Raw genomic sequence first — 16,303 nt, forward strand, 5'->3', positions numbered from 1 at the left:
TATTTAGAAGGACTTAAAATCCCTTGGCGCTTGTCGCCGTGCGGGTTCGAGCCCCGCCCCGGGCACCAGTTTATAGACTGCACAGCTTTTATATGGTGAAGAATAGTTGTTGTTTCTCACGAAATTCCGAGATACCCTTCATGAACCTGCGAATCCCGTACCGCTCTTACCCGTGGTGCCCCGCGCCGCCGACCGATCACGCGTCATTTGCCCGTTGCACTCCCAGTGTTCCCCCTAAGCCCTGCGAATCAGGGCGCCGTGCAATCGCGACGTCCTCGGGGAAAGAGTAGTGGCCCTCAATCGTGCGATCCAGGAGCTCCAGCTGCCGGCTCAACTCGGCATGACGGTGCGGCGGCAGGGTTTGCACCAGATTTTCCAGCATTGAACGCATCCGCCGCATGATTTGAACGCTGCCCGCTCCGCAGTGACGTATTTCGATGCAGCTGAGGTGCACGTAGTCTTCCCAGTTCGGCGTACGGAAAATGAGCCGCGGCCGCCCGTGGGCGTCGCAGAGCCGCTCCCCGCCCAAATGCCGCATTCCGACGCGCCTGAGCAGACGGTGAAGCTGGTCGATGGCGAGCACAGCCGTCGTCGGATCGTTGATGGCCGGTGACAGAGCTTTGATCGCAATATCGACCAGGATGCGGAACGCAAAGGTCGGGTCCTGCTCGATCGTGCGTTCGGATCCGAGTGCAACCGCCCCGGCCAGATGACGCTCATCGATGGCGCGAGCACCGTCATACAATTGAAACAGCGGTTCGTCCTTGGCCACGAAGTCTCCTATCTGCGGGACGAACTCGATAATTCCGTCGGCCGTCCGCGCCTGCTCGACCAATCCTGTCAGATTGACGGCAAGCACAATGCCCGAGGCGCCCTCATTGGCAACGGTCCGACAAGGAGCCGTGGGCATGTGGGGTGGCTCGACAGCGCCCGCCTGCACGGTGGGCTCCGGGTAAACCACATCGATGACCGCCAGCCCGGCCTCTCCCACGCGGCGCACGAGGCTGACAGGGCGCAGAAATCGCGCCGCGTAGTCGATCAGGTAAAGGAAAACCACCATCGATACCACCCCCAAAAACGCCGCAATGAAGATGTTGAACTGGTGGACGATCTGGCCGCCCATTCTGAACAAAACCCTCAAGCTGAACATCAGGGTGAAGATGAAGTAACTGACGGTGAACCGGATCGTATTGTCCCGCAGCAACGTTGTGGCAATGATCCGAGGCGTGTACTGCCCTCCCGCGACTTGAATCGCCACGAGCAGCGAGCCGAATGTGAAGACGACGAAAGACAGATTCAACGTGACGATGGTTTCGAGCAGCGAGCGCGCTCCAACCATCGTTACGCCCATGAAGGCGGCCGACTCATCGATTCGGCCTGTTCGCAGGAGCCACCCGCCGATTCCGTATGTTATGCGGCTGGTCACCCAGAAAGCCAGCAAAGCGAAAAAGGGCATGATCCACAATGACGATCTGATGTAACTCCTGATGACGTACCGTCGATTCCAGTCCATTCGACCATTCTCCTTGATGCCGGATGTCTCACACATACCCGGCGTCATCCCGGTTTCCCGCGCCGATCAACCTGCAGGCCCACGCCCGTTGCAGGAACCTTCCGCTAACCGTCTGCATGCATGGAACGTGGAGACCGTTCTCTTCATGGCTGCCTCCGGCAGGCTTCAAGCGCTCACGGTCGGGTCGCAAATGCGCCGCGGTTTTGTTTCGAAGCCCGTTCGAGCAGCCTATTGCACTCTCCCGCACAGTGGACGGAGAGGCATGACGGCGCCGCCCCGGGATCACTTCCCGCACCGGAAATCGTCCGGCGACAGCGGCCCGCCCGAGGACGAACTCCTGTGTCCCTGCTGCCGGCACCACTCGACGGCTCGTTTCTTGTCGTGCACCTAAGGAATGATGAAATTGGGCCGGGGTTCAGTCGGTAAAGCCGCCCGGCGGCAGGTAAAAGACTTGTCCCGGCTTGAAAGCCGGATCGGCCGCTCCGGCTCGGTTCGATATTATGAAAGGACAAGGGTCAAAATGCAACCGGCTCCGACACCTGGTCCGGCACCGGATTGAAAAGTATTTCGGCGGGGGGAAAGGGGCGGATGCCGTTGAGCGTTGCTGAAACCGGGTTTCGAAATCCCCGGGCGTTCGTCGCCCTGCAGGTTCGAGCCCTGGCGAGGGCAGGTGCAGGCTCCGCCCGGCCGTCCGCGCCTCGCCCCAGGTCAGCTCAAGGCCGGCATCCGGTTCAGGATGGAACGGAAGCAGTACGGGTCGGCGTGGAACCGCCCGGTTTCCGAATAGGACATGGCGGAGCAACCGCCCCGGCACTCCTCGCCCACCTCGCAGCCCAGGCAATTCCCGCCCAGGTCTTCTTTGCCGAACCGCCGCGTGTGAGCGAACGCGCCCGAACGAAACCAAATCTCCCAGAAATCGTTTGCGCGCAGATTCCCCTCAACCAGGTGGTCGGGCCAGGACAGACACCCCTTCACGCTCCCGTCGCTCATGATGCCGCACGTCGTGATTCCCGCGCTGCAGCCTTTCCACCGTGGCCCCGAGACGTCGAGCTCGGAGAAGTATCCGACTCCATCCGCGGGAAAGATCGTCACCCCCCGCTCCGCCGCAATCGGGTGCCAATGCTTGACGAATCTCCCCAATTCGAGATAATCCGCGTCGCCGAGCAGGAGTTGCCGGCTCTCCCGCATGCGCCCGAAACCAAATACCGGCTGCAGCTGCCACCGTTTCACGCCGATGCCCTGCAAGAGCTCCAGCATGCCCGACAGCTCCCGGACAGTGAGTGCATTCACCGTAGTGATGACCGTGATTTGAAATCCCGCTTTCAGGGACCGTTCAATGCCTCTCATCACGCGATCATGCAATCCGGGCACGCCGCGGATGAAATCGTGCGTCTCCGAAAGCCCGTCCATGCTGACCGCCATGGCCGTTATGCCTGCGCCGCGCAACCGTTCCAGCATTTCGTCCGTAATGAGGGTGCCGTTCGTGACCACCCCGACGTGAATTCCCAGCTCGCGCAGGCGCCTGGCAATCGCCTCCCAGTGAGGGCTCAGGAGCGGCTCGCCGCCGGTGAACACCACTTCCAGCACCAGCAAAGGAGGAAGCTGGTCGCAAATCGCCAGGGCCTCGTCCAGGGTCAATTCGTTGGAGCGTGCTTCGCCCGCGGATGAAGCACAGTGCCTGCAGCGCAGATTGCATGCCAATGTCAGTTCCCAGCCCACGAGCACCGGAAAGCTTTCGAACCTGTTCGACATGATGGTCTCCCGGGAAACGCCCGGGGCTCAAAACCATGCCCCGGGCATTCCGTCATTTGCTCGCTTTCTTCTGTGCCCGCATGAAATTCTGAACGGCAATGTAGTCGCCGGCCCTTACCGTGACTTCACGACCGCTCGCGATGTCATCGGCAAAGTTCTTGATCGCTCCGGCAATTTCGGCGGGCGGCTCCTTGCCTTTCACCATGAAGGCCTTGGTGTGCGTCTGTATGACCTTGGCGAGCTCGGCCTGCTGAGCCTTGGAAAACACCTCCCGCAGCTCGCTGAGGTCCAGAATCGGCGGTTGCAGATACATGACCCAGTGTTTCCTGTCCAGGATTTCCTCCCAAAACTGGTAACGAAGCGCAGTCAATTCTCGTGCGTTTGCCATAGGCTTCTCCCTTTTTCATGAGTCTGTGGTCAGGTTGTCGGTTTCAGGCCAATAAGGATCGGTCGCGGCAATCGCACCCTGCCGCGAATCCGACCCGACTGCTCACCACTGAACGTCTTGAGGCTCGACACGGTCCGGGAGACAAACGGTTTGTCACCGAACACGCACGGCTCCGTCTCGTAATGGTCCCCCCGACAATAGCCTCTTGAGATTTCAACGTGACATGGATCAGTTATGGATAGAGCAAACACACTCAAATTCGAGAAACCGGATGAACACCCGTTTTGAACGAATATAAACCGAATCCGTGAAGACTTTTAATGGAAAATCAGCGCCTCGATCATCCGCGATCTCCCATCGAGCAGGCGGATCGCATATCACGAGCTCTCTACGAGTACCCTTACCATTATGGACCTTTGTTTCAATTGCTCTCCACAGTGGAAGAGTACGTCTCCGGATAAAAATGATTCCGGAAACAGCTGCAACGACGCCACCGATCGATGCTCACTGAACGCATGATTCTTGAAATTCACCTGAGTCTTTAATTATTTTGGGATCTTAGAGCTTGTTTCGATATTAAGGATATTCATTGCCGGAATGAGCCCTATGGACTCAGGCGATGCAATAAGCTATCAAAACGGTCAAATTTCGTCAATAAAAATTGTCTCATACAAGAATTGTCTCATGTGAACATGCGTTTGAGGTTTCAGTATTGACGGGAGGGCATGAAGTCAGTGCCGGGAACCTGTTTTCATGCCTTGTGGGTGACGCAGGGGCCATGGGCAGTTGCGTTCCAGGCGGCAATATCGGCGGGCGAGCAGAAAGCCCGCCTGCCGCCGTGACCTTTCTCTTGCCTTTTCGGGGAGGATAATACATGATCAGCGGGCTTCATCGGTGTGCCTCAAGGGTTTTCCGGCGTGAACCCGGAATCGGAATGCGTTCCGTGATTCCCTGGTGGTCGAATGATGAAGCGTTGCTCGGAACGATGAAAAGGCTGCATCCGGCCGTACAAAGTGAAGACGCGAACCCCCCGGCCGGGAGCGGCCATGTGTTTTTTTTGACCCTGCAGTCCGGAATTCAACACGAATGAACGCGCGAGAAAACCGGTGCGGTGGATCGCCACGCACAATCGTCGTTTCCAGAGCCTTGCGCGTATAAAGGCCGCCCGCAAGCGTGCCCTTTTTCCGCCGGCATTCCGGCAGCGGGACGTTGCCGGGCTTTCGCGCGATCGTACAACATGTCAGGCGGGGGTTGAGGTTGTCAGCACATGCATGAAGTGAATCTCTTGTCGAACATCGGGCTTGCCATTGTCGTCGCAACCGGCTTTGCGCTTCTTGCCAGGGCTTTCAAGCAGCCGCTGCTTCTGGCCTACCTGGCAGCCGGGATCGTGCTCGGTCCGAAGATCGGTTTCGGACTGATCGAGGATGAGGCCAGCATCACTCTCATCTCCGAAATCGGGCTTATTTTGCTTCTCTTCATCATCGGCCTCGAGATCGACCTGAAGAAGCTTCTTTCGGCCGGGCGGACTCTCATCATTTCGGGGATCTCCCAATTCCTCATCTGCACGGCGCTTGGAATCGGCTTTTTTGTCCTTCTCGGCTTCCAGCTCGGGGGAGGCAGGTTCGACGCGCTGTATCTTGCGGTCGCCATGGCCTTGAGCAGCACCATGATCGTCGTGAAGATCCTTTACGACAAATTCGAGCTCACCACTTTGCCCGGCCGGATCACTCTCGGGATACTCGTCTTTCAGGACATCTGGGCCATACTGTTCCTCTCCCTCCAGCCGAATCTCCTGAGCCCCGGAGTGTCGACCATTCTGCTTTCATTCGTGAAGGGCGCCGGACTCGTGCTGTTCAGCCTTTCGGTGAGCAGGTACCTTCTGGCGCACGTGTTCTCGTTCATCGCGAAGATCCCGGAGCTGCTGCTCATTACGGCCGTGGCCTGGTGCTTTCTCATAAGCGGCATTGCGGACGAGGTGGGGCTTTCGAAGGAAATGGGAGCCCTGGTGGCCGGAGTGAGCCTCTCGACATTTCCTTACAACATCGATGTGATCGCCAAGGTCATCAACATCAGGGACTTCTTCGTGACGCTCTTCTTTGTCGGGCTGGGGCTCCAGATTCCCGTTCCAACGGTCTCGCTGCTTGCCTATGCGGCCGTCGCCTCCACGTTTCTCGTCCTCACCCGGTTCCTTTCCATTTTTCCCGTTCTCCATTCCATGAAGAACGGCCTGAGGGCGAGTCTCATCCCCTCCATCAATCTTTCTCAGATGAGCGAGTTTTCCCTGGTCATCGCGTCCCTCGGGCTCGGGTTCAACCACATCGATCCCCAGGTGGTGGGGATTCTCACTTTTGTCTTTGCCATCACTTCGGTTGCGTCGACCTACATGATCCAGTACAATCACGAGATCCAGGCGAAGATCGCTCCTGTGCTCCGCAGAATCGGCTTGAGGGATATCGACCAACAACCCGCCGCGGGGGAGGGGGCGAAAGAGCAAAAGGAGATCGTTTTTCTGGGTTTCTTCAGGGAGGCGAGCTCGATCTTTCACGAAATCGAATCCATCCGGGATGGAAACGGGGTTCCTCTCAAGGACAAGGTACTGGTGGTCGATTTCAACCCCGTGGTCCACTGCGAGCTCACCAAACGCGATGTGGAGTGCATCTACGGGGATATTTCCAGTGTGGACACGCTGATGCACGCCCACTTCGATTACTCGAAAACGCTGGTGTGCACCATCCCGGATTCCGTCCTGCGCGGCATCACCAACGAGAGGCTGCTGAACCTCTCAAGGCGCCTGTGCCCGCAGGCCCGGATCATAGTCACCGCCAATACCCTCCAGACGGCCTTGCACCTCTACCGGCAGGGCGCGGACTTCGTCTTCATCCCGAGAATACACTCCGCCAGGTTCCTGGCGGAAATCATCTCCCATTCCCTGCACGAAGACCTCGATCGCTACCGGGATGAAGAAATGACGCACCTCATGGACCGAAGAGAAGTGCTCGATTGAAGGCGGTGGTCGCTTTCTTCGATGATCGTTTCCTGCAGGGCTTCCAGGTCCTGTCTGATCTCATCCCATTGGAAATGATGCCCCTCGGCCTTCGGACGGCCGTAGAGTTCCTTTTTGATCCCCAGCACCAGGGATCTGCAAAAGATGTGGCCCCGTATGGTCTGGTCACGCCGGTGGAAGACGGGGCGCGTTCCCAGCGCCGATTTTTTCCCGAAGACGGGCTCGACCTGCCACAACTCCTTGGACTTCAGGGCAGCCTGACCTGCGGAGGCAGCTCGCCGCCCGGTGAACGCATCATGGGCTCTCCCCGGGAGTCGGTCACTTTCGAATCACCGCGGGTGGCCTTGACATGCCCCATCACACTGAGCAAGTTCAATCCTGGGGGACGAGTTGACCAACGGAGCCGGATCATGGACCGGTTTTGAGAGTCTCTTCCGCCGCAATCCCGCATGAGAGGCGGGTTCGCGCAGCGGATGTTCGCGCTGAGGCCGGCGGCGGGGGGCGTTGAGTGTGCCTGCAGTTGCCCGACCCGGGAGAGGCACCGCCAAAGAAACGGAACGAATCACCGTTGGGGAAGGAAATCGCACGTCAATCCCCCCGGAGTCATTGATAAACTTGAACGCATTTCGCATCCTTTTCCCATCTTTCCGATGAACTTTGTATCGATCGTGCTGCATTGCGACACAGTGACACAGCGACCCGCCCTGTTGAACTTCATTTCTTCCCGCGAAAGCTGGATCCCAATCCCATGGCGCCCGCGGATTCCTCGCATAGCTCCTGAAGGGTCAGTCCCGTTCGCCGAAGGACAACGACACGCAAACGCAGGTGAACAAAGAGGAGAGAAAGAGAGCAGGCTTCGTTCCGATCTACCGGGAGTTCTGCTCGCGAGACCGGCATTGACCACTTGGGCACTACGGTTCAGACGATTGACCGGGTATGTTCCCTTGGCTTCGAGGGTTAAAGCGCGGAAAGCGTCGCATTGAATGTTGCCGTCTATGAACAGCCGACAAAGAGCGTCTGATACCATTTTGAGTTCAAGATGAGTGCATTGGGCGGGAGGGCATTAAGCCCTCTCCCAGGTCTGACGGGCACATCCGTCCGCAGGAGCGGGGTTTGTCCCCCCGCGTCACACCTCCCGACGGGCAGGTGTTGTGTCATCTTGAACGCACCTCGGCATCACTGACCGCAGGAATGGAATTCCCAGTCGGTGGCACGCCTTCTGCCTCAATCACGACCCGACGGACCTTCCGGAGTTTCTCTCAGAACAAGGCGAAATTTAAGGATTGTCAAGAATTTACCAGGAGCGAGCAATGTTCGTCAAGAAAGCGTTGAAAGGAATTCCGCTTGCCATAGTCTTATGTGTGATTGGCGCTCCAAACGTGCATTCGAAAGATTTGCTCAGCGCTGGAACAACCCCATCAGCTCCTGAAGAACCAAAGAAATCAGAGACAATAACCCTGGGGGAACTGCTGAAGATTGCCGTTGAGAATAACCCCGCCATTCAAGCATCGGAGAGTGCCGCCCATGCGAAGAAGGCGTCCATCTCCGCCGCGAGAACGCTGCCCGACCCCACTGTAACTTTACAGTCGATGGGCGATGTCATCCCTGGCAAGTTGCAGCGAGGAGACCCGTCATCGGCACGAGTGATCGGCGTTGAGCAGGAAATCCCTTTTCCAGGCAAACTGGGACTCAAAGGAAAGATCGCATCCATTGAGGCGGAAGTGGAACAATTGAACCACACGCAAACCCGCAGACAAATCGTTGCAGAACTCAAGCAAGCGTACTACGAGCTTTTTCTTGTCACAAAATCCATGGAAATAGTGCGCACGAACATGAAGCTCCTGCAGGACCTGGCTGAGGTTGCGGAAACCAGGTACCGGGTCGGCCAGGGCATTCAACAGGATGCGCTGAAAGCTCAGGTCGAGATATCCAAAAACATCGAACGCTTACTGAGACTTGACCAGCGCCGCGTGACCGCTGAAGCTCAGATCAACAGACTGCTCAATCGGCCTCCCGATGCTCCGTTGGGAAAACCGGCGGATTTTCAGAAAGCCGAGCTCAAGTATTCACTCGAGGAATTGAGCCAGATGGCGAAGCTGAACTCAACCGCCCTTCAAGTGAGAGAGCGCGAGGTGGAGCGTGGGCAAAGGACTGTGGAGCTGGCCCAAAGGGGCTACTATCCCGACTTCTCATTTGGATTCAACTACTACGATCGTGAAGAGAACCCCAAAATGTACGGTTGGATGCTCAAAGCAAGCGTGCCTCTATATTTTTGGCGCAAGCAGCGGCCGGAATCGGAGTCGGCCAGATCAAGCCTGGAAAGCGCCAGAAAAATGCGGGAAAGCACGACGGTGTCTCTGGATTCGGAAATCAAGCAACTCTATACGGTAGCCACCTCTTCCGACCGATTGGTCAAGCTCTACGCCACGGTCCTTGTTCCCCAAACGAAGTTCTCGTTGCAGTCGGCCATTGCAAATTATCAGGTCGGCAAAGCGGATTTCCTGACGTTGATCGACAGCTTCCTGGCACTGCAGGAAGTCGAGCTCAAAATGTACGAGTCCCTGAGCGATTTTGAGAAAGCACTGGCCCAGACCGAATTGCTTGTGGGGACTGACCTGACAGGCTGATCAACTGCAGTCGTTCAAGCGTGAACGTCGGGATTTCATGCGCTGCTTTCAATTGCCGTCTTCACATCCGTCCGAGAGGCGAGGGACGACGAGAATGCCAGGAAAGCCAATTTCCATCTTGCTTGTTACGGTGACGAAACCTTCTTTGAATCGAGTTGAAGACTCTGTTCGCTCCCAATTTTGGAGGCTTGTCGGTAGACCGCTGCGAAAGCGTCCGGAGTAAAAAGCATGGAATGCTTGCTCGAATAGACTATCGTTTTCTTTCGGATCAAATACAATTTATTGATATTCAACTTGTCCAGCTATTGGTTTGATAATTATATACAACATCTATATGGCTATATGATTATCAGACTTCGTCGTTTATTTTATATCGATCATCCGAAAGATATCGGAATGACTGATTCACATCTATCATCCGGCGCGAAACAATGCGGAAGGAGAATGTGTAAATGAAACCGCTCAACAACAAAGAGCCGGGGGAGAGACTGTCCCAGCCGGGAACCACCCGAACCGGGAAAAAGAGAGGCCGCCGGGTTTTGATCCTGCTGCTGGTCATCGGGGCGTTCGCCGGTGGATTCTACACCGCCCGCAATCCGGCAATCGTGGGAGAGATCGAAAAGCTCGCGGGCTCGAAGGGAGAGGCAGAATCCAAGGATGTCTACTATTGTCCCATGCATCCGCAGATCCGGTCGGACAAACCCGGCACCTGCCCCATCTGCAACATGAACCTCGAGAAGATGGAGAAGGCCCCCGAGGCCGGAGAGCAGGCCGCGAAGGAACAAACGTCGGCGAAGGGCAAACCGCTGGAGCAGCGAAAAATCCTTTACTGGACGGACGCCATGAATCCCTCGTTCAGGTCGGACAAGCCGGGAAAGGCCCCGGACGGGATGGACCTGGTGCCGGTATATGAGGAAGAGGACCGGCCCGGGGCGGGACTCCCTCCGGGCGTGCTGAAGATCAGCCCCCAAAAACAGCAACTGATCGGCGTGGGGTACAGCAGAGTGATAAAAGACTCCCTGTCGAAGACGATTCACGCAGTCGCGCGGCTGGCTTACGACGAAACGAAAATCTCGCGGATACAGGCGCGCGTGGATGGCTGGATCGATCGCGTGTTCGTCGACTTCACCGGAAAACTGGTGAAAAAAGGCCAGCCCCTGATCAGCATTTACAGCCCGGAGTTGGTGTCCACCCAGATGGAGCTGCTCCTGGCCAGGAAATCCAAGGAAACCTTCGCCGGCAGCGTCTTCGATGAAGCGGCATCGGGCGCCAACGTTCTGTATGAATCGACTCGCGAACGCTTTCGTTTGTGGAACATTCCCGATGCCCAGGTGAGGGAAATCGAAAAGCGGGGCAAGCCCTCGACGTCAATGACCCTGAGTTCACCCGCCGGCGGTTTCGTGGTCAATCGCAACGCCTACCCGGGGCAACGCATCACACCGGAGACGGAGATCTACTCCATCGTCGATCTTTCCACGATCTGGGCCCTTGCCGAGGTCTATGAATATGAGGTCCCCTTGATCAAACTGGGACAGGACGCCACCATGACGCTGAGCTATGTTCCCGGCAAGACTTACAAAGGCAAGGTGACCTACATCTACCCGGAAGTCGATAAAACGACCCGGACTCTCAAAGTGCGGATGGAATTCCCCAACGCGGATTTCCAGCTGAAACCCGATATGTACGCCAATGTCGGCATCGAAGTAGACTTCGGGCGGCAAGTCTCGATTCCCCAGGAAGCGGTCCTGGATTCCGGCACGGAGCAGATCGTCTTCGTGGCGCTTGGGGACGGTTATTTCGAACCGCGCAAGGTCCAAGTGGGAGCCAGGGTCGGGGATCGCTTCATCGTTGTGAGTGGGCTGAATCCGGGTGAACAGGTCGTCAGTTCCGGGAATTTCCTGATCGATTCCGAAAGCCGGCTGAAATCCGCCCTAAGAGGGATGGGGAGTCCGGCGCACGCGGGACACGGCGCGACCGGCGGGGAGGCCGGGGTCGGGAGGGGGCAGCCGCCTTCCGGTATTGACCACTCGTCGCATCAGCAAAAGAACGGAAAAACCATGCAGCGAGAAGACACCGCCCCTCCTCGGACGGGTGTCGGCCATGCGGGCCACTCAACAGGTGGTTCCGGCGTGCCTCCCGGCATGGATACGGGCCGGTCGTCCCACGACCCGAAGAGTCACCAAGCCGGCGGCAAGTAAGCGACCGGGGCGTGCCGGCTCGGCTCGGCCACCTCTTTTTCCGGCTGAGCCTCTCTCTCATGAAGTCCAAGAGGTTGGGAAATGATCGACAGGATCATCGAATATTGCGCGAACAACAAGTTCATCGTCTTTGTTTTCATCGGCATGGCCATCGCCTCCGGCTACTATGCGATGATAAACGTTACCCTCGACGCCGTTCCCGACCGCTCGGACACGCAGGTGATCATCTACTCCCGCTGGGACCGCAGCCCCGACATCATGGAAGACCAGGTCACCTACCCCATCACGACCGCCATGCTCGGCGTGCCCAAGGTGCGCGACATCCGGGGTTTCTCGGACTTCGGCTACTCCTTTGTCCAGGTGATTTTCGAAGACGGGACCGACATCTACTGGGCACGCTCCAGGACGCTGGAATACCTGAGCAACATCCTCCCGCGCCTTCCCCAGGGCGTCCAGGTGGAAATGGCCAAGGATGAGACCGCCAACGGCTGGGTGTTCCAGTACGCCCTGGTGGACACCACCGGCAGGCATAACCTCGCGGAACTGCGCTCGATCCAGGACTGGCAGCTGCGATACGAGATCCAGTCGGTCCCCGGGGTCGCGGAAGTGGCCCCCATCGGCGGGTTCGTCCGCCAGTACCAGGTCAATCTCGACCCCAATGCCCTTTTTGCCTACAAGGTTTCGGTGGAAAAGGTCGTGGAAGCCATCCGCGCCGGCAACAACGACGTCGGGGGACGCCTCCTGGAATTCTCCGGCCGCGAATACATGGTGAGAGGCCGGGGTTACATCAAGTCCACAGCCGATATCGAAAACATCGTGGTCGGCACCAATGCGCAGACCGGGACGCCCATCCTGTTGAAACAACTGGGCCAAGTGGCGCTGGGACCGGATATCCGGCGCGGAGTGGCCGAACTGGACGGGGAAGGGGAAACCGTCGGCGCCATCGTCATCATGCGTTACGGGGAAAATGCCCTGAAGGTCATCGAGCGGGTCAAAAACAGGCTTGAAGAAATCAGGCCCACCTTGCCCGAAGGGGTAAAACTGGTCACCACTTACGACCGTTCCGACTTGATCGACCGGTCCATCGAAACGCTGACGCATACGCTCATCGAGGAACTGGTCATTGTGAGCCTGGTCATTCTCATCTTTCTCTGGCACATTCCCAGCGCCATCATCCCGATCCTCACCATCCCCATCACGGTGATCATCTCCTTTATCCCCATGTACGGCATGAACCTCACCGCCAACATCATGTCGCTGGGCGGTATCGCCATCGCCATCGGGGCCATGGTTGACGCGGCGATCGTGGTGGTGGAGCAGACGCACAAGAAGCTCGAACATTGGGAAGCGGAGGGAAGAAGGGAGAACTTCAAGGATGTCGTGGTGGGGGCCGTCAAGGAGGTGGGAGGACCGAGCTTTTTCGCCCTGCTGGTGATCGCGGTTGCGTTCCTGCCCATCTTCACCCTGGAAGACGTGGAAGGCCGCCTGTTCAAGCCCCTCGCCTACACCAAGAATTTTGCCATGGCCATCGCGGCGGTGCTCGCCATCACGCTCGATCCGGCACTCCGTCTGCTCTTCACGCGCATGACGCATTACGAGTTCCGCCCCCGCTGGCTTGCCTGGATTGCCAACACCGCGCTCGTCGGCAGGATCCACAGCGAGGAGAATCACCCCATCAGCCGGCCCCTGATGAGGATCTACCACCCCGTTGTCGAGTTCGTCCTGCGGCACCAATATGCGACGATTCTTGCGGCGGTGCTCGTGGTTGCGGCCACCGTCCCGATCTTCAACCGGCTTGGTTCCGAATTCATGCCGCCCCTCGATGAAGGCGCCCTGTTCTACATGCCCACGACGGTCCCCGGAATTTCGGTAACCGAAGCCACCAACCTGCTCCAGATGCAGGACAAGGTGATCAAGTCCTTTCCGGAGGTCGAGCGGGTGTTCGGAAAGGCGGGTCGTGCCGAAACCGCCACCGATCCGGCTCCATTCAGCATGATGGAGACCGTTATTCTCCTCAAGCCGCCCTCGGAATGGCCCAAAGTGCCGCGCTGGTATTCGGATTTCGCCCCCGAGTGGCTTCAGAGCATTCTCAGGCGTGCCTGGCCCGACCACAGAAGCACCAACGACCTGGTCTACGGTCCGGGCGGGCTCAATGAAGCCATGCAGATACCCGGGGTCGTCAACGCATGGACCATGCCCATCAAGGCGCGCGCGGACATGCTGTCGACCGGGATTCGCACGGCCGTAGGCATCAAGATACTCGGCAAGGATCTGAAAACCATCGAGGCCATCGGGCAGAACATGGAAGCAGTCATCAAGGACGTTCCCGGCACGGTGACGGTGTTCGCCGAACGCACCGCTGCGGGATACTTCATCGATTTCGACCTCAAACGCGAGGAGCTCGCCCGCTACGGCCTGACGGTCGCACAGGTGGAAACGGTCATCGGCTCCGCGGTGGGAGGCGAAAACGTCACAACCACCATTGAGGGGCGCGAACGCTACCCGGTCAACGTGCGCTACATGCGGGACTACCGGAGCTCGTTTGACGGGCTGAAGCGCACCTTCGTCACCACCATGGACGGGACCCAGATACCCCTCGCCCAGGTTGCCGACATCAAGATCGTGTCCGGGCCGGGCATGATCCGGGACGACAACGGGCGGCTGAGCGGTTACGTATACGTGGACATCAAGGACCGCGACCTCGGCGGATACGTCCAGGACGCCAAGCGCGCCGTGCTGGAAAAGGTGAAACTGCCTCCCGGCTACAGCCTGGTCTGGAGCGGCCAGTACGAGTATTTGCAGCGCGTCGAGCAAAGGCTCCTTGTCGTGGTGCCGATTACGCTTTTCATCATCTTCCTGCTGATCCACTTCAACACGGGAGCCGTGTCCAAGACCCTCATCATCCTGCTGGCAGTGCCGTTCTCCGCGGTCGGGGCATTCTGGTTTCTGTACTTGCTCGACTACAACCTCAGCATCGCCGTATGGGTCGGGGTGATCGCACTCATGGGGGTGGATGCCGAAACCGGCGTCTTCATGCTCCTCTACCTGGACCTCGCCTTCTACGCGCGCCGGAAACAAGGGCGGATGCAGAGCAAGGACGACCTGCGGGAAGCCATCCTGGAAGGGGCCGTGAAACGGTTGCGGCCCAAATTCATGACCGTGGCGGTGATGTTTCTCGGGCTGGTTCCCATCATGTGGTCGACGGGCGCCGGATCGGACGTCATGAAACGCATCGCCGCGCCGATGATCGGCGGCATTTTCACGTCGTTCATCATGGAACTGGTGGTCTACCCGGCAATCTACGAAGTCTGGCGCTGGCACTTCCATGTGAAAAAGGGAACCGGCCCTGCAAACTGAGGAAACTCCCGTTACGGAGCTCTCACCGTCTCTTGAGGTACCGTGGATGCGTCATGTTTTCCGGAGTGAGGATTTCGTCGAGGGTCTCCCGGCTCAGCACTCCCTTTTCGATCGCCAGATCGTAGATGGATCGATCCGTTTCGAGGGCCTCCCTGGCCAGCGCGGACGATTTTTCGTAGCCGATGATGGGGTTGAGAGCGGTCACGATGCTGATGCTGTTCTCGACCATTCTGCGGCAGCGCTCCCTGTTCGCCGTTATGCCGTCGACGCACTTGTCCGCAAGGACCCGGCAGGATCGACCGAGCATGTCTATGGACCGGAACAGGTTGAAGGCGATGATGGGCTCCATTGCGTTTAATTCGAGCTGCCCGGCTTCCGATGCGAAAGAGATGGTCACATCGTTGCCGATGACCTCGTAAGCGACCTGGTTGACGACTTCCGGAATCACCGGGTTCACCTTCCCCGGCATGATGGATGAGCCCGGCTGCACCGCGGGCAGGTTGATTTCGCCGAGGCCGGCTCTCGGGCCGGAGGAGAGCAGCCGCAGGTCGTTGCATATCTTGGACAGCTTCACCGCCACCCGCTTCAGAACGCTCGAAACCTGGACATAAGCGCCCGTGTCCCAAGTCGCTTCGATCAGATTCGCCGACGTGACCAGCGGCAGTCCTGTGAGACCGCTCAGGTGCCGGGTCACCACCCGCGCATAATCGGGCGGCGCATTGAGCCCCGTGCCGATGGCGGTGGCGCCCAGGTTGATTTCGAGAAGCAACTCGCGGGCCTCGCCAACCCTTTGGACATCCTCGCCAATGGTGGTCGCATAGGCTGAAAATTCCTGTCCCAGGGTCATGGGAACCGCATCCTGCAATTGCGTTCTCCCGATCTTGATCACGTCCGCGAATTCCGTGATCTTGGCAGTGAACGATTCCTGGAGCGACGTCATCTCCTCCATGAGCCCGGACAGTTTCATGAGCAGCGCCAGCCTGACGGCCGTCGGATACACGTCGTTCGTCGACTGGGAGCAGTTCACGTGGTTGAGCGGGTGGACGACGTCGTACCGGCCTTTTTCGAAGCCCATGAGCTCGAGCGCCCGGTTGGCAATCACTTCGTTGGCGTTCATGTTGGTGGACGTGCCGGCACCCCCCTGGATGACATCGACAACGAACTGACCCAGGAGCTTCCCTTCGATCACTTCATCGCAGGCGTCGGCAACGGCCTTCGCTATGGGCGAAGGCAGCACGCCAAGCTCCAGATTCGCCAGCGCGGCCGCCTTCTTCACATAGGCGAGACAATGAACCAGTTCGGGCATACTGGAAATCGGCACGCCGGTGATCTCGAAATTGTGCACGGCGCGAAGCGTCTGGATGCCATAATAGCATTCGGATGGTATCTGCATCTCTCCGATCAGGTCGTGTTCCCGCCTCATCTCGTTCACTTCCGACTCCTGTTTCCGGTTCGTCCGCCCGC

9 protein-coding genes and 1 pseudogene are annotated in these 16,303 nt (G+C 58.2%); 5 read left to right on the top strand and 5 right to left on the bottom strand.

Annotated features, from left to right (window positions below):
- Positions 1–196: 196 nt before the first annotated feature.
- The 3 genes from SFUM_RS12565 to SFUM_RS12575 all read right to left on the bottom strand — a co-directional run bounded on the left by SFUM_RS12565 (position 197) and on the right by SFUM_RS12575 (position 3,653).
- The gene (locus tag SFUM_RS12565; RefSeq protein ID WP_011699276.1) at positions 197–1,513 is read right to left on the bottom strand and encodes a DUF2254 domain-containing protein; all 1,317 of its coding nucleotides are present in this window, start codon (positions 1,511–1,513) and stop codon (positions 197–199) included.
- Positions 1,514–2,221: 708 nt separating this feature from the next.
- Positions 2,222–3,265 carry a radical SAM/SPASM domain-containing protein gene (locus SFUM_RS12570; protein ID WP_011699278.1) on the bottom strand — a complete coding sequence of 348 codons (1,044 nt, stop codon included), beginning with the start codon at positions 3,263–3,265 and terminating at the stop codon, positions 2,222–2,224.
- 52 nt (positions 3,266–3,317) lie between these two features.
- Positions 3,318–3,653: a hypothetical protein gene (locus SFUM_RS12575; RefSeq protein ID WP_011699279.1), complete on the bottom strand. Its 336-nt coding sequence runs from the start codon at positions 3,651–3,653 to the stop codon at positions 3,318–3,320.
- A 320-nt stretch (positions 3,654–3,973) separates the two neighbouring features.
- Between SFUM_RS12575 and SFUM_RS23150 the strand changes: the two genes are divergently transcribed.
- Together SFUM_RS23150 and SFUM_RS12585 are read left to right on the top strand one after the other, a co-directional pair.
- Positions 3,974–4,114, top strand: a complete 141-nt coding sequence (locus SFUM_RS23150; protein WP_153307213.1) for a hypothetical protein — start codon at positions 3,974–3,976, stop codon at positions 4,112–4,114.
- A gap of 806 nt (positions 4,115–4,920) precedes the next feature.
- Complete coding sequence (locus SFUM_RS12585) at positions 4,921–6,657, top strand: cation:proton antiporter (RefSeq protein WP_011699281.1); 1,737 nt, start codon at positions 4,921–4,923, stop codon at positions 6,655–6,657.
- Between the two features lie 11 nt (positions 6,658–6,668).
- Here the strand turns inward: SFUM_RS12585 and SFUM_RS24200 are convergent.
- A pseudogene (locus SFUM_RS24200) lies at positions 6,669–6,923 on the bottom strand (IS1634 family transposase); the annotation flags it as partial.
- Positions 6,924–7,967: 1,044 nt separating this feature from the next.
- Here SFUM_RS24200 and SFUM_RS12595 point away from each other — a divergent pair.
- From SFUM_RS12595 to SFUM_RS12605, 3 genes are all read left to right on the top strand, one after another.
- Positions 7,968–9,284, top strand: a complete 1,317-nt coding sequence (locus SFUM_RS12595; RefSeq protein WP_011699283.1) for a TolC family protein — start codon at positions 7,968–7,970, stop codon at positions 9,282–9,284.
- A 452-nt stretch (positions 9,285–9,736) separates the two neighbouring features.
- A complete protein-coding gene (locus tag SFUM_RS21830) occupies positions 9,737–11,482 on the top strand; it encodes an efflux RND transporter periplasmic adaptor subunit (RefSeq protein ID WP_011699284.1) in 1,746 nt (581 codons plus the stop codon).
- Positions 11,483–11,563: 81 nt separating this feature from the next.
- Positions 11,564–14,839: an efflux RND transporter permease subunit gene (locus SFUM_RS12605; RefSeq protein WP_011699285.1), complete on the top strand. Its 3,276-nt coding sequence runs from the start codon at positions 11,564–11,566 to the stop codon at positions 14,837–14,839.
- Positions 14,840–14,861: 22 nt separating this feature from the next.
- On the opposite strand, the gene aspA is transcribed toward SFUM_RS12605, so the two are convergent.
- Positions 14,862–16,262: an aspartate ammonia-lyase gene (gene aspA / locus SFUM_RS12610; RefSeq protein WP_011699286.1), complete on the bottom strand. Its 1,401-nt coding sequence runs from the start codon at positions 16,260–16,262 to the stop codon at positions 14,862–14,864.
- Positions 16,263–16,303: the final 41 nt, after the last annotated feature.

Source organism: Syntrophobacter fumaroxidans MPOB, from assembly GCF_000014965.1.
GTDB classification, from domain to species: Bacteria; Desulfobacterota; Syntrophobacteria; order Syntrophobacterales; family Syntrophobacteraceae; genus Syntrophobacter; species Syntrophobacter fumaroxidans.

Coding starts and splice junctions, on each gene's coding strand:
- SFUM_RS12565 (WP_011699276.1), bottom strand. CDS start 1,513: ATGGACTGGAATCGACGGTACGTCATCAGGAGTTACATCAGATCGTCA.
- SFUM_RS12570 (WP_011699278.1), bottom strand. CDS start 3,265: ATGTCGAACAGGTTCGAAAGCTTTCCGGTGCTCGTGGGCTGGGAACTG.
- SFUM_RS12575 (WP_011699279.1), bottom strand. CDS start 3,653: ATGGCAAACGCACGAGAATTGACTGCGCTTCGTTACCAGTTTTGGGAG.
- SFUM_RS23150 (WP_153307213.1), top strand. CDS start 3,974: ATGGAAAATCAGCGCCTCGATCATCCGCGATCTCCCATCGAGCAGGCG.
- SFUM_RS12585 (WP_011699281.1), top strand. CDS start 4,921: ATGCATGAAGTGAATCTCTTGTCGAACATCGGGCTTGCCATTGTCGTC.
- SFUM_RS12595 (WP_011699283.1), top strand. CDS start 7,968: ATGTTCGTCAAGAAAGCGTTGAAAGGAATTCCGCTTGCCATAGTCTTA.
- SFUM_RS21830 (WP_011699284.1), top strand. CDS start 9,737: ATGAAACCGCTCAACAACAAAGAGCCGGGGGAGAGACTGTCCCAGCCG.
- SFUM_RS12605 (WP_011699285.1), top strand. CDS start 11,564: ATGATCGACAGGATCATCGAATATTGCGCGAACAACAAGTTCATCGTC.
- aspA (WP_011699286.1), bottom strand. CDS start 16,262: ATGAGGCGGGAACACGACCTGATCGGAGAGATGCAGATACCATCCGAA.